A 16657-nucleotide genomic window follows, 5' to 3' on the forward strand; every position below is an offset into this window, starting at 1 on the left:
CGCAGCAGAGCCGCGCTGAAGTGTTATCTCGCGCAAAAGCTGCAGGAACTGATATTGATGCGGCTCATAACTCCGGCAAAAAGTCAGTGGGATTGACTCCCGTATCCCCTAAAATGCCGGCTTTACGGCGGCGCTGTTGAACAGGGGACAGAACAAGAATGACAATCACACAGGGAACGCGCCGGTTGGCGATCCTTATGGCGGCGCTGCTGGCAGCGGGCTGTGGCGGTGACGGCAAGTCTGGCGAGCGCAGTCTGAATGTGAATGGCGATCCTTTGCTGGCCAGCCTGCAACCGTATCTGAGCACCAGTCCGTACGGACTGGCAGCCGAAGATTGTGCTGTTATCTATAAGCAGGGGCAGTCCTGTCAGTTGCAGGATATTGCGCCACTCGGCTATGACATTCCGGGTGATCTGACCCCGGAGGATATCGCCGAACGATTGCTGGTGTCCCATCACTGGATGGGAGACAGTTTCATGGATGTGGTGCGTGACTTACCGCAGGATGTACTGAACCTGTTTAAGCCACTCAATGTCATCGTACTCAGTCTTGATATCCGCCCGTCTTTCTATCATACAGACACCGCAAGTATCTATATCGATCCGCGTTATCTGTGGCGCGATCAGGCCGAGTGGAATGACATCTACCAGCAGCAGGATTACCGCGCCGGCTTTGCCGAGTCACTGCCGTTTCTGGCTCTGCAGCGTTACGTGTACAGCAATGGTGAGTATGTCACTTACAGCAATACTTTTGATGTGACTGTCAATTCCTGGCGAAGCAAATCGGAAATCGCCCCCGGGCTGTTTAATCTGCTGGTTCATGAGCTGGCGCATGCCAACGACTTCCTGCCGCCGGATCAGCTCAGCATGCTGGATATGTCAACCAGCATCGGCAACAACATCCAGCTGATTCAAGGCAACTGGGTTCAGACGGCACTGCGACAAGCCCATGCGCTTTCTGTGGATAGTTTACAATTGATGGCCGAGCGTTATTTCGGCGGCGCATCTGCGTCAACCACGCTGTCACCTGAGCAGGCAGGCGCGGCGTTCGAGTCTGATGGTGCCGCTGATTTTTATGGTTATTACACCGATGCTGAAGATGTTGCCATGCTGTTTGAAGCCTACATGATGTGGCGGGAATATGGTGCGCTCTCTGATGTGGCGTTTACCGCTTCACCGGCTTTTGCGAACTACAGCTGCGACGATTTGATCATCGGCTGGGGCCAGCGTAACCGACTGGCGCAGCAAGAGGTTGTGCCGCGCGCCAGGCTGGTCTCAGAAAGTATATTGCAGCAGGAGCTGAGCGCTGAATTTGCATCCATCGCCAGCGCAATGCCGGTGGATCTGCCCTATGGTTACGGCTGGTGCCAGGCGCGGACTGCTGTGATGTCGGCCAGATTTGAGCGTTTCAGCCGTAAGGCTCTGGCGCCGGTGACCGATAACAGCCAGCGTTATCTGGACGAGATGCTGCGTCACTAAAGAAGAGGCAAACGGCTGAGAGCCCCTGATCTCAGCCGATGTTCGATTAAAGCCCTGCCTGCTGACATGCATTCAGCACAAAGCCGTTGTGCTTGTGCTGGATTTTCGCAATACGTCGATCCCTTTCGCACTCCCAGGGGCTGACCGGGTAGCTCTGATGCCAGGCTTGCATCAGCTGGCGCTGACTTTTCGCCAGACGGAAGCGGTATTCCTGCTCCATGTAAAGATAGGTGCGGGCAATGGCCCCTCTGGCACGTGGCGGCGGATCGACCCGGCGGTTCTTGAAATCCACTTTGATATCGCACTGACCATAATAGGCACCGTCATTTTCGCGCCAGGGTGTAAAGCGGTAGTTGGAACGATCGCCGTTCACTTCGCCGATGGCCGGGGTCAGGTTATGCATGTCGGCTTCCATCTTGCTGAAGGTCGGGTCTTTGCGGCAGTTTTTACGCCCGCCATCCTGCCAGCATTGCAGCTGATGACCAAACTGCCAGGCCGGAACCACGTGCTCCCATTCAATCCGGCTGGCACGTTTTTCCTGCTTGCGTACCTGATAGCCACAGCTGTTTAAATCCGGGACGCCCTTTTTCCCTTGCCACTCAATCCGGCAGCCACAGTAAAAGCTCTCGTTGTGAGCCTGATAAATGTTGACCAGCAGTTTTTTTGCTTTGGAGAAGTTTTGCGGTGAGTCTGCCAATACGGGATTGGACAGGGTACTGACGCTTAGCAGTGCGACAGTCATTAGCCTTTTCAGCTTGATTAACATGGGATTTCCGGTGACTGAATACAGGGTGATGATGTTATCAGTACCGGAATTTTTTAGAAGTGTTTCACGTTATCTGTGTGTAAAAAATCAAATTTTCAATATGACTGCGGCGCATTTCCAGTAATGGGCGTCAAGGGCTGGTGGCATTGCATGCAGTGATAGATGGCCTGCTGACGCAGAATTTTATGATGCCGCCTGACAGTGAGCTGATGCTCCCGGCACTGGCAGCGGTAAGGGAAAGTACGCCCGCTCACAGAAGAGATATCGAAGCTGTGGGTAGTGCGAGCCGGCACATGAAACACCTCAGTCATCATTTTTTGCCATTCCGGGCCATGCGGACGCACTTTGCCATGGCAGGCATACGTGAGCAGGTGGGCCAGTTCATGGGGAACCACTTCGGCCAGAAAAGCCTGCGGGTTTTCTGCCAGTAAAATCGGGTTATAGCGGATCTCCCAGCTTTGCATCCGCGCACTACCAGCAATTTTACCGCGTTGGGTAAAACGGATGACCGGATCGGGAAACGGTTTGCCAAGCTTGTTTTCAGCCTGTCGAAGGCAGGCGAGGGTCCGCTCAATCATGGCTTGTTGTAGTGAGTCCATAACGCTGAAAGGTAAACAAACAAGAGGCTCAGTATGAAAGGTCTGGCGCGGATTTTCTACCCGCAATAGGCCTGAAATGCGTCTTGTACAGCAATGACAGCATTTGGATCATGGGTGGTCAAAACCTCAGTAAGCTGTACAGCCACAGATGAGCAGCTTTTGGAGCGATTGGAACATGGGAAGTAAAAAGCACTAAAATGTTTTTATTTTCATGTTGTTATCTGTTTTTTTAGAGATGGGGTAACAGCTTGATCTGCTTTTAGAACATCGGTGACCCTAAGCTGAAAGAGCTGTACAGGGGATCGGACGGAGCGAAAGGAAAGCAATGAAAAAGGAAGCCGAAGCTTCCTTTTTCACGAGTAAGAATCACAGCCTTGCGGATTCTGAACGGATTACTTGATGTTGGCGTAATCGCGCAGCAGATCGGCTTTGTCGGTTTTTTCCCAAGGGAACTCTTCGCGACCAAAGTGACCGTATGCTGCGGTTTTCTTGTAGATAGGCTGCAGCAGATCCAGCATTTCGATCAGGCCGTATGGGCGCAGGTCGAAGTGGTGACGCACGGCGTCCACGATCAGATCATGAGAGACTTTCTCGGTGCCGAAGGTTTCCACCATGATGGATGTTGGATCGGCAATACCAATTGCGTACGACAGCTGGATTTCACAGCGGTCAGCCAGACCGGCTGCGACAATGTTCTTCGCCACATAACGGGCGGCGTAGGCCGCACTGCGATCCACTTTCGATGGATCTTTACCCGAGAAGGCACCACCGCCGTGACGCGCCGCGCCGCCGTAGGTATCAACGATAATTTTACGGCCAGTCAGACCACAGTCGCCCATTGGACCACCGATCACAAAGCGGCCGGTTGGGTTGATGAAGTATTTGGTGTCTTTGTTCAGCCACTCTGCCGGCAGCACTGGCTTGATGATTTCTTCCATCACTGCTTCTTGCAGCACAGGCAGCTCAATACTGTCACAGTGCTGAGTGGACAGAACCACGGCATCGATACCCACGATTTTGCCCTGGTCATAAGCAAAGGTGACCTGGCTTTTGGCATCCGGGCGCAGCCATGGCAGCGTACCGTTTTTACGGACTTTCGCCTGACGCTCAACCAGACGGTGGGCATAAGTGACAGGGGCCGGCATCAGCACTTCAGTTTCGTTGGTGGCGTAACCGAACATGATCCCCTGATCGCCCGCACCCAGATCTTTCGGGTCGCTGCGGTCAACACCCTGGTTAATATCAGGAGACTGCTTACCAATCGCGCTCAGAACGGCACAAGAGTTGGCATCAAAACCCATGTCTGAATGGACGTAACCAATGTCGCGCACTGTCTGACGGGTCAGCTCTTCGATATCCACCCAGGCCGTGGTGGTGATTTCACCACCGACCATGACCATGCCGGTTTTGACGTAAGTCTCACACGCAACACGTGCTTTCGGGTCTTGTTCTAAGATCGCATCCAGGACTGCATCTGAGATCTGGTCTGCAATTTTATCTGGATGGCCTTCCGATACCGACTCAGAAGTAAACAGGTGTTTCGCCATGAGTATTCTCACTATTAGAAAAACTTTAAAGGTGATTGGAGGTGTGATTTTCAGCAGTCTGAGTGATAAATCATCAGTCTGTATGTATAGAGCTACCTCCGTCTAGACGGCTATAATAACTTGTATGGGATCAAAATCAACAACTAGATATGTGTGGAAATAAGATAATTGTCAGCCAAACGATTATCTTCATTATGTGGTTTGCAATCTTGTTGGTGAATAATACTGGGTTACATTAAAAAATCAGACCATTTAACTTCTTTGTGAGTTGGCAGCCCCTTCTTTTCTTTGCGAAAGGCGTCCCGGCCTCTTGCTGTCCCGGCGCGTATTGCTATCTGAGCCGCGATTGCCTGATCGAGCCGCGGCGATTTGCTGTTCGGACCAATTGTTATTGATAGGTTGCAGAAAAATTATTTCGGACAATGAAAAAAATACGCCAGACGGGAGCTTTTTTTATTCCGATAAAGCACTATTTATATATCTGTTATAAGGAAGGATGGAGTGACAGCGGGCGTATTTACTGGCATTGCGCTACGCTCGCAGACAATGATCCTGGGGAGTGAGGCGGGTCACAATTAGGATGAATCTCGTTAACGCTTGGTATACACTAGAGCGGCTTTTAACTTACGTAGCACGGATATGACATTACGAGTCGCAATTAATGGATTTGGCCGTATCGGCCGCAGTGTACTGCGGGCCTTGTATGAAAGCGGCAAACATCACCAGATAAAAGTCGTGGCAGTGAACGAACTGGCTCAGCCTGAAGCGATGGCACATCTGCTTCAGTATGATTCCAGTCATGGTCGCTTTGGCTGTAAGGTCAGCCATGATCAGGAACATCTGTTCATTGCCAATGGTCAGGGTGAAGACGCGATTCGTATTCTTCATCTGAGTGATATCCAGTTGCTCCCGTGGCGGGATCTGGAAGTGGATATTGTTCTGGACTGTACCGGGGTGTACGGCTCAAGAGCCGACGGTGAAGCCCATATTCAGGCCGGTGCCAAGAAAGTCCTGTTTTCCCATCCTGCTGCGAACGATATCGATAACACCATCATCTTCGGTGTGAACCAAGACAGCCTGTCACCTCAAGATCGCATTGTTTCCAACGGTTCCTGTACCACCAACTGCATTGTGCCTGTGATTAAAGTGCTTGATGAGGCTTTCGGCATTGAATCCGGCACGATCACAACCATTCATTCAGCCATGAATGACCAGCAGGTGATCGATGCCTATCATACTGACCTGCGCCGGACACGCGCTGCGAGTCAGTCGATCATTCCGGTCGACACAAAATTACACTTAGGTATCGGCCGTATTTTTCCTCATTTTGCGGATAAATTTGAGGCGATTTCAGTCAGGGTTCCTACAATTAACGTCACCGCGATGGATCTGAGCGTTACGGTGAAGACTAATGTCTCGGTTAATGATGTAAATCAAGCCCTGGCCGAGGCTGCCAGGTGTACATTGACGGATATTGTCGATTACACCACAGCGCCACTTGTTTCTGTTGACTTCAATCATGATCCCCACAGCGCTATTGTTGATGGCACCCAGACGCGTGTCAGTAATCAGCATCTGCTGAAATTGCTGATTTGGTGCGACAACGAATGGGGATTTGCAAACCGTATGCTGGATACAGCACTGGTGATGCATCAGGTCAGTGGTCAGCTGCAAGACGTTTCTGAATTTCCCAGCCAGGCAAAATCGCAGGGCTGAATGTATTTATCATTTACACAGTAAGACTATTGAGAGGACAAACCATGTCTGTAATCAAGATGACTGATCTGGATCTGGCCGGTAAACGCGTGCTGATCCGTGCCGATCTGAACGTGCCAGTCAAAGCAGGTAAAGTAACTTCTGATGCACGTATCCTGGCATCTCTGCCAACGATCAAGCAATGCCTGGCAGCAGGCGCAAAGGTAATGGTTACCTCTCACCTGGGTCGCCCGACCGAAGGTGAATATGCTGACGAGTTCTCTCTGCAGCCTGTCGTGAACTATCTGCAAGACGCGCTCGACTGTGATGTGACGCTGGCGAAAGACTATCTGAATGGTCTGGATCTGAACGCTGGCGAGCTGGTGGTACTGGAAAACGTTCGCTTTAACGTGGGCGAGAAGAAGAATGACGAAGCGCTGTCCAAGCAATACGCGGCGCTGTGTGACGTGTTTGTGATGGATGCATTCGGTACGGCGCACCGTGCCCAGGCATCGACGCACGGTGTGGGCATGTTTGCCCCTGTCGCTTGTGCCGGCCCGCTGCTGGCTGCGGAACTGGACGCGCTGGGTAAGGCGCTGGGTAATCCGGCTCGCCCTATGGTGGCGATTGTTGGCGGCTCGAAAGTGTCGACCAAACTGACAGTGCTGGAGTCGCTGGCTAAGATTGCCGATCAGGTTGTGGTGGGTGGCGGTATCGCGAACACCTTTATTGCAGCTGAAGGTCACGGTGTCGGTAAATCTCTGTATGAAGCCGATTTGGTTGATACAGCCAAAGCACTGATGGCGCAAACCAATGTACCGGTTGCGACTGATGTGGTCTGCGCCAAAGAATTCTCTGACACCGCTGAAGCCACCATTAAGTCTGCTTCTGACATTGCAGAAGACGACATGGTACTGGATATCGGTCCGGATTCTGCTGCTGAGCTGGCCCGTATTATCAAAGATGCCAAAACTATCTTGTGGAACGGCCCGGTCGGCGTGTTCGAGATAGAGCAATTCGGCAAAGGGACTGAAGTGGTCGCGCAAGCGATTGCCGACTCTGAAGGTTTCTCGATTGCCGGTGGCGGCGATACGCTGGCAGCCATTGATAAGTACGGCATCAAAGATAAAGTGTCTTACATCTCAACCGGTGGCGGTGCGTTCCTGGAGTTTGTAGAAGGCAAAAAACTGCCGGCAGTTGCTATGCTGGAAGAACGAGCGAAAGCCTGATAACCGCGGCGCTGGGCTTGCTCTGCGCCTGGAATATGCTGTGTGTGGCGTGAACTTTAACCGTTTGGCCGCACACATTAGCAATGAGTTTATCTTTAAACCCAGACAACAAAGCTAAAAGCTAATAGGACTATTGTTATGTCTAAGATCTTCGACTTCGTAAAACCTGGTGTGATTTCTGGCGACGACGTACAGAAAGTATTTGCAGTAGCAAAAGAAAACCAATTTGCGCTGCCAGCGGTGAACGTGGTGAACACGGACTCTATCAACGCAGTGCTTGAAGCTGCCGCGAAAGTGAAAGCCCCTGTTGTTGTTCAGTTCTCAAACGGCGGTGCAGGTTTCTTTGCTGGTAAAGGCCTGAAGCTGGAAGGTCAGAACGGCCCAATCCTGGGTGCGATTGCGGGTGCAAAATATGTTCACGCCGTGGCTGAAACTTACGGTGTGCCTGTGATCCTGCACACTGACCATGCGGCGAAAAAACTGCTGCCATGGATCGACGGTCTGCTGGATGCCGGTGAGAAGCACTTTGCAGAAACAGGCAAGCCGCTGTTCTCTTCGCACATGATTGACCTGTCTGAAGAGTCGCTGGAAGAAAACATCGAAATCTGTGCCAAGTACCTTGAGCGCATGAGCAAGATGAACATGACACTGGAAATTGAACTGGGCTGTACCGGTGGTGAAGAAGACGGTGTGGATAACTCTCACCTGGACCAATCTTCTCTGTACACTCAGCCAGAAGATGTTGCGTACGCTTATGAGAAACTGAATGCTATCAGCCCGCGTTTCACTATCGCAGCGTCATTCGGTAACGTACACGGTGTTTACAAGCCAGGTAACGTGGTACTGACGCCAACGATTCTGCGTGATTCTCAAGCGTATTGCTCTGAGAAGTTCGGTATTGAGTCCAATGCGCTGAACTTCGTATTCCACGGTGGTTCAGGTTCTTCTCTGGAAGAAATCCGTGAATCTATCGGCTACGGTGTGATCAAAATGAACATCGATACCGATACTCAGTGGGCAACCTGGAACGGTATTCGTGAATACTACCTGGAAAACGAAGCTTACCTGCAAGGCCAGATCGGTAACCCAACCGGTGAAGACGCGCCGAACAAGAAATACTATGATCCACGCGTATGGCTGCGTAAAGGTCAGGATTCTATGGTGAAGCGCCTGGAACAAGCTTTCTCTGATCTGAATGCAGTGGACGTGCTGTAATTCGTCACTCTGAGCAGATGAGATAGTAAAAAGCCCGCTGTGCGGGCTTTTTTATTTGGTTTAATAGCCAGAGCTGAATAAAGTTACCTTAAGCCGCATAAAAATGTCTTGCTTGTGATTGTTATGACGGCAATATTGCGCATGTCGTATCATAATTATCTGAGTCCAGATATGTGATTAATGTTAAGGTAATTTCGTTCTGTTTGTTATGTATCACGGGACTTGAGCATTACCGCATCATCCCCAATGTAGAGAGAGCGCTATGACTGAGAGTGTAACGGATAAAGTGGTGGATACCATTGCCAATAATGAGCTGGCTGATGGTGTAAAACAGGCGGGTAACTGGGTTGTCGATAATCAGGAACTGTTAATCCAGTATGGCGTTAACCTGATTTCTGCCTTGTTAATCCTGTTTATTGGTAACCTGGTATCGAAAGGGGTGGCGAGCGGATTCGGCAAAATGCTGCGCCGTAAACAAATGGATGAAGCGGTTGTCAAATTCCTGCAGTCACTGGTCCGTTATCTGCTGTTTGTGATCGTGCTGATTGCGGCATTAAGCCGAGTAGGTGTGCAAACGGCCTCTGTGGTTGCTGTCATCGGTGCCGCCGGCCTGGCCATTGGTTTGGCCTTGCAGGGGTCACTGTCCAACTTCGCTGCCGGTGTGCTGATTGTTGCATTCCGTCCTTTTAAATCCGGCGATTATGTTGAAGTGGCCGGTGTGGCCGGTTCTGTCGAATCGATTCAGGTTTTCCAGACCGTACTCAATACCCCGGACAATAAGATGGTGGTTGTCCCGAATGCAGCTGTGATTGGCGGAGCTATCACGAACTATTCCAGACATGAAACCCGTCGGATTGATTATGTGATTGGGGTTTCGTACAAATCGGATCTGAAGAAAACCAAAGAAGTGCTCAAGCGCGTTGTGGATGCCGAGCCGCGTTTGCTGAAAACGCCTGCGCCAACCATTGGTGTGGTGGCACTGGCTGACTCTTCGGTGAATTTTGTGGTTCGTCCCTGGGTGAAAACGGCCGAATACTGGGCTGTGTATTTTGATTTGCTCCAGGCAATCAAGGAAGAGCTGGATAAAGAAGGGATTGAGATTCCGTTTCCGCAAATGGATGTGCATCTCAACAAAATTGAAGAATAACTTCAGTGAGATAGCAATAACAATGGAGCCGCTTGGCTCCATTGTCGTTTTTGGCTGGTATCACGCGACAGCTAGAAAACAGACTGCGCCAGCAGGCCATGAGCCAAATGGGCCGCGATGATGAACATCATGACGGCAACGGCAATATCGATTGCGCGTTTGACTTTGGGTCTGGACAAGGTTGGCGCCATTTTTGCTGCAGCAACCGATAAGGTAAAGAACCAGACGAAGGATGCCAATATGGTCCCTATGGCAAAAGCAATACGGTCCTGACCTTCAAACTGTCCGCCAATCGAACCCAGAATCACAACAGTATCCAGATACAGATGCGGGTTGAGCACAGTCACAGCCAGCGCGCCAGCGATCACGGCCCGCCTGCCGCGAGCCATGATCTGCATCTGTGCCTCTTCTTCAGAAGCCTGACGAAAGGCGCTTTTCACAGACAGACTACCGTAAAACAACAGAAAAGCGATCCCGCCCAGTGTCACGGCCAGCAACAGGTGCTCATTGCTGGACAGCAGCGCGCCGCCGCCAAATACGCCCAGACTGATGAACAACACATCAAGCAGACTGCACACAGTGGCAGTGGTTAAATGATGATTACGTTGAATACCTTGATTGAGTACATACGCATTTTGAGCGCCAATCGGAATGATCATGCTGGCGCCAAGGCCAAAGCCTTGCAGTAACGGCCATAGGCTCATGAGTGATATTGTCCTTATTCTTTGGTGAAAGTGTCGGGCTTTACAGGTTTGATCTGGCTAAAGCTTAAATCGCTCGCTATGATTTAGTAAATCTAATAATTTTTATGATTTATTAGACTTCCTAATAATGAGGGCAGCATGGAAGGACTGGATTACCGCTGGGTGCAGGCGTTGGACGCGGTTGTGTCGCAGCGGGGGTTTGAACGGGCGGCAGAAATGCTGTGCATTACTCAATCTGCGGTCTCACAGCGGATAAAACAGCTGGAGAAACACATGGCTCAGCCACTGCTGGTGCGGGAGCAGCCGCCAAGGCCCACACCGGCCGGCCAAAAATTGCTGGGTCTGTACCGCCGTGTTCGTCTGCTGGAGCAGGAGTTGTTGCCGGATATCCGGCCTGGCGAGCAAAGCCAGCCGTTACAAATGTCGATTGCCTCGAATGCCGACAGTCTGGCGACCTGGTTGCTGCCGGCACTCAGTCCGCTGCTCAGGCAGCGACGTATCGAAATTAATCTGATGCTGGAAGATGAGAGCCGAACCCTCGACAGATTGCGCAGCGGGGAAGTGGTCGGGGCCATCAGCATGGAGGCCACGGCGATGCCCGGTTGTGTCTCTGATTACCTCGGCCGGATGGACTATCTGTGTGTTGCCAGCCCGGATTTTCAGATGCGGTATTTTGCGGATGGGGTAAACCGCGATGTACTGATGCGCGCCCCGGCTGTGGCATTTGACCAGTATGATGATTTACATGAAGTCTTCATTCAGCAGCATTATAACCTGCCGCGTGGCAGCGTGCTGACCCACAGGGTGCGCTCCTCAGAGGCCTTCGTCAAACTGGCGCTGCAGGGAGTGGCATACTGCCTGATCCCTAAAATTCAGATAGAGTCAGAGCTGGCAAGCGGTGAGCTGGTCAACCTGACCCCGGATATCATGCTGACACGCAGAATTTACTGGCATCACTGGGCGCTGGAAAGCGGCGTCTTTAGTGAAGTGACAGCTCAGTTACTGGATCATGCAAGAAAGCGTCTCCCTCAGTAAGGGAGACCAGCCCGTCAGCGAAGCGTGTGCAATTATTGATAACTGACATTTTAATAAAATGATGTGCAAAATTTTTTGCGATCCAGGGATAATTTTTCTCTGCACGGTGTCAAAAACAGCATAAGGCCAATGAGCTGAAACCTAACGTGATGATTTGGATGGTGTTATGAATAAAACCTTAATTGCTGTGTGTTTGAGTGGAGCGACGCTGATCAGTCCGTTGGCAATGGCAGAAGACAGCTTTCCCCGTCTGGAAACCATTGGTGTGGGTGAAGTTACTGCTCAACCGGATATGGCGGTATTTACCGTGGCGGTTGAAGAAAATCGTAAAACGGCTAAGGAAGCAAAACAGGCAGCGGATAAAGCCGTCACGGCCTTTATGGACCGCTTGCAAAAAAGCGGCGTAAAGCGGGCGGATATTGAAAGCGCCAATATTTATCTGCATCCGCAGTATCACAGCAGCAATGATGCACCACCTGAACTGGTGGGTTATCAGGCATCACGTCAGGTGACTGTGACTGTTCGCGATTTAGAACAACTCAATACTTATCTGGACAGTGCGCTGGGTGATGGCATCAATCGGATTCAGAATATTGAGCTGAAAGTCAGCGATGCCGATAAGTACATGGAGCAAGCTCGCCAGGCCGCCATCAAAGATGCTCAGGGTAAGGCCAAGTCACTGGCGCAAGGTTTTGATACCGAGATCGAAGGGGTGTGGAATATCCGCTATTTCGATCCGATGCCGCGCCCGGTGATGGGGCGGATGAAAATGGATGCGGCGATGGAAACGCAGGCTACCTATCAGGATGCCGAAATTACTTTCCGCGACAGAGTGGAAGTGGTTTTCCGTCTGGAAAAATAACGTCATGCACCAGATAGCAAGAAGCTCACCCCAGGGTGAGCTTCTTAGTTTCAGGGGGCCGAATTAATGCAGAATACGGGCACGGACTGTGCCGTCAATGGCTTTGAGCTTATTCAGTGCTTCTTCAGAGCGCTCGGTCTCAACGTCAATCACCACATAACCCAGCTCAGGGCTGGTTTGCAGATACTGAGCGGCAATGTTGATGCCTTCAGAGGCGAATATTGTGGTGATCTGGTTCAGGATACCCGGGCGGTTTTCGTGAATGTGCAGCAGGCGCGAACAGCCACGGTGCTCAGGCAATGACACTTCAGGGAAGCCAACGGCCGACACGGTAGAACCGTTGTCTGAGTATTTCACGATTTTGCCCGCCACTTCGATCCCAATGTTTTGCTGGGCTTCCTGAGTCGAACCACCGATGTGCGGCGTCAGGATCACGTTATCAAAGCGTGTCAGCGGTGACTCGAACATATCTTTGTTGGTTTTAGGCTCGACCGGGAAGACATCAATCGCCGCACCTGCCAGATGTTTGCTTTCCAGCGCACTGCACAGTGCATCTATATCGACGACTGTGCCGCGCGCGGCATTGATAAAGATGGAACCCGGCTTCATGCGCGCGAATTCTTCGGCACCCATCAGGTTCTGAGTGTCCAGCGTTTCAGGAACGTGCAGACTGATCACATCGGATTTATTGAGCAGCTCACTCAGGGAATCAACCTGGGTTGCGTTCCCTAAGGTCAGTTTGTTTTCGATGTCATAGAAATACACATCCATACCCAGGTTTTCAGCCAGAATACTGAGCTGAGTCCCGATATGGCCATAGCCGATGATACCCAGCTTCTTACCGCGGGCTTCATAAGAGGAATCTGCCGTTTTTTGCCATTCACCCCGGTGGGCTTTGGCATTTTTTTCCGGAATACCGCGCAGCAGCAGCAGTATTTCACCCAGCACCAGTTCAGCCACACTGCGGGTATTTGAGAAGGGGGCGTTAAATACAGGAATACCACGACGGTTGGCTTCAGCCAGATCAACCTGATTGGTCCCAATGCAGAAACAGCCGACAGCAATCAGCTTTTTGGCCGCGTCAAAGACTTCTTCAGTCAGCTGGGTGCGGGAGCGAATGCCAACAAAGTGGGCATCTTTGATTGCGTCGAGCAGTTCATCACCCGCCAGCGAGCCTTTGTGATACTCGATATTCTCGTAGCCGGCTTGTTTGAGCACTTCAAGTGCAGAGGGGTGAACGCCTTCCAGCAGCAGAATTTTAATCTTGTCTTTATCCAGCGAAACTTTTGCCATGGTCCTTTTCCTTAAAAACAACAGGTATTCCATACAGCGGGCAGGATAACGTGTTCATGCGACAGCACATTGTGATGTCACACGGGGACAGGCGTACATCCTGTGTTGCCGTCTGGTGAGCTTAAACGATTGCGTTCACATTAAAGTATCAAAAATTTCGATGAAGTGGCGAGAATATTACGAAATGGATAATAAAAAACGGCATATATTATGCCGTTTAGTCATCAAGCCTTATGAATAGCGCTGAAACTGTTATTTAGTGACAGTTTTCACGCCATCAGGAGAGCCTACCAGCAGGACATCCGCACCGCGCCGGGCAAAAAGGCCGACAGTGACCACGCCTGGCAGTGCATTAATCTTATTTTCCAGATCTTTTGCATCGGTGATCTGCAGATTGTGCACATCTAAGATGATATTGCCGTTATCCGTAATGACACCTTCACGGTATACAGGATCGCCGCCCAGCTTCACTAATTCACGGCCTATGTAGGAGCGCGCCATCGGAATGACTTCAACCGGCAGCGGGAAAGCACCCAGCACATCGACTTCTTTGGTGTTGTCGACAATGCAGATGAATTTTTTGGCAATGGCCGCAACAATCTTCTCGCGTGTCAGTGCCGCACCGCCACCTTTGATCATGTCAAAGTCAGGGTTGATTTCGTCGGCACCATCCACGTAGATATCCAGCGCAGACACTTCATTGGCATCAAAGACCGGAATACCGATCGCTTCCAGCCGCTGTGTTGATGCTACAGAGCTGGACACAGCACCTTTGATTTCTTCTTTGCGGGTTGCCAGCGCATCGATGAAGTGATTGACGGTAGAGCCGGTACCAACGCCTACAATGCTGTCTTTGGTCACGTAGTCCAGGGCTGCCCAGCCAGCCGCTTTTTTCATTTCATCTTGTGTCATGCTTTTTCCTCGTGATGGCCTATGGATTGCGGAGCGCTGATTATAGCCGAGCATTGATACTCTGGCAGGTTAAAATCATGATGAAGATCCCTGTTTAGGCAACTGGCAGCTGGATGTTTACCAGTGATGGTGTGCCGAAGGGGTGATAATGGCTGGCAGTGGCACATCCCAGGCTTCTGCCGGCAGATGCCGGACCTGCTGGCAGTCGTGGGCCAGTCCGAGGGGACGAGGACCAGCGCCGTTTTGGTGCCACTGGCTTAATGTGCGGTCATAGTACCCGCCACCCATGCCTAACCTTTGCCCCTGCTCATCAAAGGCGACAAGCGGGGTGCAAATCAGATCCAATTCGTGAACGGGTTTAACATGACGGACATCCAGCACAGGCTCGGCAATCCCATAGCGGTTACAATGCATTTTCGTCTCAGGCCGGTAATGCAGAAATAACAAGCGGCCTTTGCTGAAGGGATGTAAAACGGGCAGATAAACGTTCTTGTTCTGGTGCCACAGCCATTCGATTAACGGCTCGGTATCTAACTCACCGTCATTGTTGAGGTATAAAGCCACATGCTGCGACTGGCGAACCTCACTGAGCTGACAAAAGCGGCTCAGCACGGCTTTGCTTGCCTGTTCCTGCTGATGTGGGGTCAGTGCCTGGCGTTTAAGGCGAACCTGCTGGCGAAGCTGCTGGCGTGTGGTTTGGGTTGTTTGGCCGGTCTGGCCTTGCGGGTGAGATGCATCCATAACATTCTATGCCTGTCGTCGCCTGCTCAAAGAGAGAACTGCTGGCTGTGAGCAGAATAGAAAAAGAGAGGGTGCCCCAAGGTGCCGTTGCGAATGGTAGCCCTTGAACCAGACGTTCAAGGTGGATCGGCAACATTAACCGTAGGCTTCTCAGTCGTGCTGAGCATGCTCAATAGCTAATAAAAGCAAATCCTGGTTTTTTGCTTATCGGCTCGGGGACGTCGATTCGCTGACGCACACCCCAGGGTCAATTCATTATCAACGTTGCGGTTGATTTTGCAATGCCTCAGTCAGAGTTTCTGTGATTTGACCGATGCGCTCGGACAAAGAATCGGCATTGTTGTTAAATTCTTGTCGTTCGTTATGCAGTTCACTGCAGATGTTCAGCCCGGTAAACATCAGTAACTGCTCCGGGTTGGAGATTTTGGTTCGCTGCGACAGTTCATTCAGGCGATTGTCAAAATCCGCCGCGGCTGCACGTAACGCTGTTTCCTGGCCAACGGGGCAATTTACCTTAATGGTACGGCCTAAAATTTCAATTTCAACTGCCTGCGAGCTCATAGCTGTTTTGTATCCGTGTCAGTCACTGTGAATTCGTGAAGCGAAGATCGGTCGCTAATATAGAAAAAGCCTATTTAACTTGCAAGCATGCGAACTGACTGTATGAACGGCCCGCAAGCGAGATGACAAATCTTCATCAGTTCGGTGTTATTTTTGTCGTTGAGTCGATGAATGCCAGTAAAAATATCGACTCAATCAATCGCCTTTTGCTTTAGGTTAGCCTGAATCCAGCCTTAGTGGTAGCATATCACAAACCCATCTGACACCAATCTTATTAAGGTGAAAAAGCCCATGAGCGAAGTAAAATTGCCGGCTTATGAAGCGGTTGAAGCCGCGCTGAAAAGCCAGTCTCTGGCGGTGACGCCCTCAGAGTTACACGGATTACTGACGGGTATGCTGTGCGGCGGTTTACCCGCTGTCGGCGAGCAATGGATTGGTCCTATCTCGGATTACGCCAACAATGGCGAATCCCTGGACGGGGACGCCAGAACACTGACGCAAAACCTGGTGGACATGACTTCGAAGGAATTGTCTGGTACGGGTTTTGACGCGTCTTTGTTGCTGCCAGATGATGATGTGGATTTGATGGTGCGGGCTGAAGCTTTGAGTGAATGGGTTAACTGTTTCTTGTCCGGATTGGGTCTGATGGGACTGAATCAAGAAAAGCTGCCAGCTTCAGTGCAGGAAGCCTTGGGCGATCTGCAGGATATCGCGCAGCTGGGGATCGACGATGAGGATGATCTGGAAGAGCAGGCGACTTTGTTTGAGCAGGTCATAGAGCATGTCCGGATGTGTACTCTGACCTGTTATTTCGAGCTGGTGTCACGGCACCAGTCGGGTCAGGGCGATGCGCCTACGCTGCACTGACAGGGC

At 51.1% G+C, this 16657-nt stretch carries 16 protein-coding genes and 1 other RNA gene; 8 read left to right on the forward strand and 9 right to left on the reverse strand.

Features of this window, described 5'->3' with window-relative positions; genetic code table 11:
• Positions 1-158: 158 nt before the first annotated feature.
• Positions 159-1478, forward strand: a complete 1320-nt coding sequence (locus P4S53_RS11790) for a hypothetical protein (protein ID WP_337112833.1) — start codon at positions 159-161, stop codon at positions 1476-1478.
• A gap of 46 nt (positions 1479-1524) precedes the next feature.
• Here P4S53_RS11790 and P4S53_RS11795 read toward each other — a convergent pair whose 3' ends face one another.
• From P4S53_RS11795 to metK, 3 genes are all read right to left on the reverse strand, one after another.
• The gene (locus tag P4S53_RS11795) at positions 1525-2244 is read right to left on the reverse strand and encodes an endonuclease (protein WP_442958660.1); all 720 of its coding nucleotides are present in this window, start codon (positions 2242-2244) and stop codon (positions 1525-1527) included.
• A gap of 95 nt (positions 2245-2339) precedes the next feature.
• Positions 2340-2843 carry a SprT family zinc-dependent metalloprotease gene (locus P4S53_RS11800; RefSeq protein WP_337112834.1) on the reverse strand — a complete coding sequence of 168 codons (504 nt, stop codon included), beginning with the start codon at positions 2841-2843 and terminating at the stop codon, positions 2340-2342.
• A 392-nt stretch (positions 2844-3235) separates the two neighbouring features.
• Entirely contained in the window at positions 3236-4390 is a 1155-nt protein-coding gene (gene metK, locus P4S53_RS11805; RefSeq protein WP_337112835.1) for a methionine adenosyltransferase, read from the reverse strand.
• Between the two features lie 639 nt (positions 4391-5029).
• Between metK and epd the strand changes: the two genes are divergently transcribed.
• The 4 genes from epd (at position 5030) to mscS (ending at position 9676) form a co-directional block, all read left to right on the forward strand.
• Positions 5030-6106 (forward strand): erythrose-4-phosphate dehydrogenase, encoded by a 1077-nt coding sequence (gene epd, locus P4S53_RS11810; RefSeq protein ID WP_337112836.1) that lies wholly within the window; start codon positions 5030-5032, stop codon positions 6104-6106.
• A 44-nt stretch (positions 6107-6150) separates the two neighbouring features.
• Positions 6151-7314, forward strand: coding sequence for a phosphoglycerate kinase (locus tag P4S53_RS11815; protein ID WP_337112837.1), 1164 nt, complete (start codon positions 6151-6153; stop codon positions 7312-7314).
• 138 nt (positions 7315-7452) lie between these two features.
• Positions 7453-8529 (forward strand): class II fructose-bisphosphate aldolase, encoded by a 1077-nt coding sequence (fbaA, locus tag P4S53_RS11820; RefSeq protein WP_027253596.1) that lies wholly within the window; start codon positions 7453-7455, stop codon positions 8527-8529.
• 262 nt (positions 8530-8791) lie between these two features.
• The gene (gene mscS / locus P4S53_RS11825) at positions 8792-9676 is read left to right on the forward strand and encodes a small-conductance mechanosensitive channel MscS (RefSeq protein WP_337112838.1); all 885 of its coding nucleotides are present in this window, start codon (positions 8792-8794) and stop codon (positions 9674-9676) included.
• A gap of 71 nt (positions 9677-9747) precedes the next feature.
• On the opposite strand, the gene P4S53_RS11830 is transcribed toward mscS, so the two are convergent.
• The gene (locus tag P4S53_RS11830) at positions 9748-10380 is read right to left on the reverse strand and encodes a LysE/ArgO family amino acid transporter (protein ID WP_337112839.1); all 633 of its coding nucleotides are present in this window, start codon (positions 10378-10380) and stop codon (positions 9748-9750) included.
• 138 nt (positions 10381-10518) lie between these two features.
• Between P4S53_RS11830 and P4S53_RS11835 the strand changes: the two genes are divergently transcribed.
• Positions 10519-11415: a LysR family transcriptional regulator ArgP gene (locus P4S53_RS11835; protein WP_337112840.1), complete on the forward strand. Its 897-nt coding sequence runs from the start codon at positions 10519-10521 to the stop codon at positions 11413-11415.
• 166 nt (positions 11416-11581) lie between these two features.
• Positions 11582-12277 (forward strand): oxidative stress defense protein, encoded by a 696-nt coding sequence (locus tag P4S53_RS11840; RefSeq protein ID WP_337112841.1) that lies wholly within the window; start codon positions 11582-11584, stop codon positions 12275-12277.
• 63 nt (positions 12278-12340) lie between these two features.
• Here P4S53_RS11840 and serA read toward each other — a convergent pair whose 3' ends face one another.
• From serA to P4S53_RS11865, 5 genes are all read right to left on the reverse strand, one after another.
• Positions 12341-13570 (reverse strand): phosphoglycerate dehydrogenase, encoded by a 1230-nt coding sequence (gene serA / locus P4S53_RS11845; protein WP_337112842.1) that lies wholly within the window; start codon positions 13568-13570, stop codon positions 12341-12343.
• 252 nt (positions 13571-13822) lie between these two features.
• A complete protein-coding gene (gene rpiA, locus P4S53_RS11850) occupies positions 13823-14482 on the reverse strand; it encodes a ribose-5-phosphate isomerase RpiA (RefSeq protein ID WP_337112843.1) in 660 nt (219 codons plus the stop codon).
• Positions 14483-14599: 117 nt separating this feature from the next.
• Positions 14600-15223 carry a 5-formyltetrahydrofolate cyclo-ligase gene (locus tag P4S53_RS11855; protein WP_337112844.1) on the reverse strand — a complete coding sequence of 208 codons (624 nt, stop codon included), beginning with the start codon at positions 15221-15223 and terminating at the stop codon, positions 14600-14602.
• Between the two features lie 69 nt (positions 15224-15292).
• Positions 15293-15474: non-coding RNA, 6S RNA (ssrS, locus tag P4S53_RS11860), on the reverse strand.
• 7 nt (positions 15475-15481) lie between these two features.
• Positions 15482-15784 carry a cell division protein ZapA gene (locus P4S53_RS11865; protein ID WP_337112845.1) on the reverse strand — a complete coding sequence of 101 codons (303 nt, stop codon included), beginning with the start codon at positions 15782-15784 and terminating at the stop codon, positions 15482-15484.
• Between the two features lie 291 nt (positions 15785-16075).
• On the opposite strand from P4S53_RS11865, the gene P4S53_RS11870 reads away from it, so the two are divergent.
• The gene (locus P4S53_RS11870) at positions 16076-16651 is read left to right on the forward strand and encodes a UPF0149 family protein (RefSeq protein ID WP_337112846.1); all 576 of its coding nucleotides are present in this window, start codon (positions 16076-16078) and stop codon (positions 16649-16651) included.
• Positions 16652-16657 lie beyond the last annotated feature (6 nt).

Origin of the sequence: Photobacterium sp. Hal280, from assembly GCF_037162255.1 — a bacterium.
In the GTDB taxonomy this organism is placed as follows: Bacteria; Pseudomonadota; Gammaproteobacteria; order Enterobacterales; family Vibrionaceae; genus Photobacterium.

Bases quoted from the DNA above. Each gene is read 5' to 3' on its own strand.
- P4S53_RS11830 (WP_337112839.1), bottom strand. From the start codon at position 10,380: ATGAGCCTATGGCCGTTACTGCAAGGCTTTGGCCTTGGCGCCAGCATG.
- mscS (WP_337112838.1), top strand. From the start codon at position 8,792: ATGACTGAGAGTGTAACGGATAAAGTGGTGGATACCATTGCCAATAAT.
- P4S53_RS11840 (WP_337112841.1), top strand. From the start codon at position 11,582: ATGAATAAAACCTTAATTGCTGTGTGTTTGAGTGGAGCGACGCTGATC.
- epd (WP_337112836.1), top strand. From the start codon at position 5,030: ATGACATTACGAGTCGCAATTAATGGATTTGGCCGTATCGGCCGCAGT.
- fbaA (WP_027253596.1), top strand. From the start codon at position 7,453: ATGTCTAAGATCTTCGACTTCGTAAAACCTGGTGTGATTTCTGGCGAC.
- P4S53_RS11870 (WP_337112846.1), top strand. From the start codon at position 16,076: ATGAGCGAAGTAAAATTGCCGGCTTATGAAGCGGTTGAAGCCGCGCTG.
- rpiA (WP_337112843.1), bottom strand. From the start codon at position 14,482: ATGACACAAGATGAAATGAAAAAAGCGGCTGGCTGGGCAGCCCTGGAC.
- serA (WP_337112842.1), bottom strand. From the start codon at position 13,570: ATGGCAAAAGTTTCGCTGGATAAAGACAAGATTAAAATTCTGCTGCTG.
- P4S53_RS11800 (WP_337112834.1), bottom strand. From the start codon at position 2,843: ATGGACTCACTACAACAAGCCATGATTGAGCGGACCCTCGCCTGCCTT.
- P4S53_RS11790 (WP_337112833.1), top strand. From the start codon at position 159: ATGACAATCACACAGGGAACGCGCCGGTTGGCGATCCTTATGGCGGCG.
- P4S53_RS11815 (WP_337112837.1), top strand. From the start codon at position 6,151: ATGTCTGTAATCAAGATGACTGATCTGGATCTGGCCGGTAAACGCGTG.
- P4S53_RS11855 (WP_337112844.1), bottom strand. From the start codon at position 15,223: ATGGATGCATCTCACCCGCAAGGCCAGACCGGCCAAACAACCCAAACC.
- P4S53_RS11865 (WP_337112845.1), bottom strand. From the start codon at position 15,784: ATGAGCTCGCAGGCAGTTGAAATTGAAATTTTAGGCCGTACCATTAAG.
- metK (WP_337112835.1), bottom strand. From the start codon at position 4,390: ATGGCGAAACACCTGTTTACTTCTGAGTCGGTATCGGAAGGCCATCCA.
- P4S53_RS11795 (WP_442958660.1), bottom strand. From the start codon at position 2,244: ATGTTAATCAAGCTGAAAAGGCTAATGACTGTCGCACTGCTAAGCGTC.
- P4S53_RS11835 (WP_337112840.1), top strand. From the start codon at position 10,519: ATGGAAGGACTGGATTACCGCTGGGTGCAGGCGTTGGACGCGGTTGTG.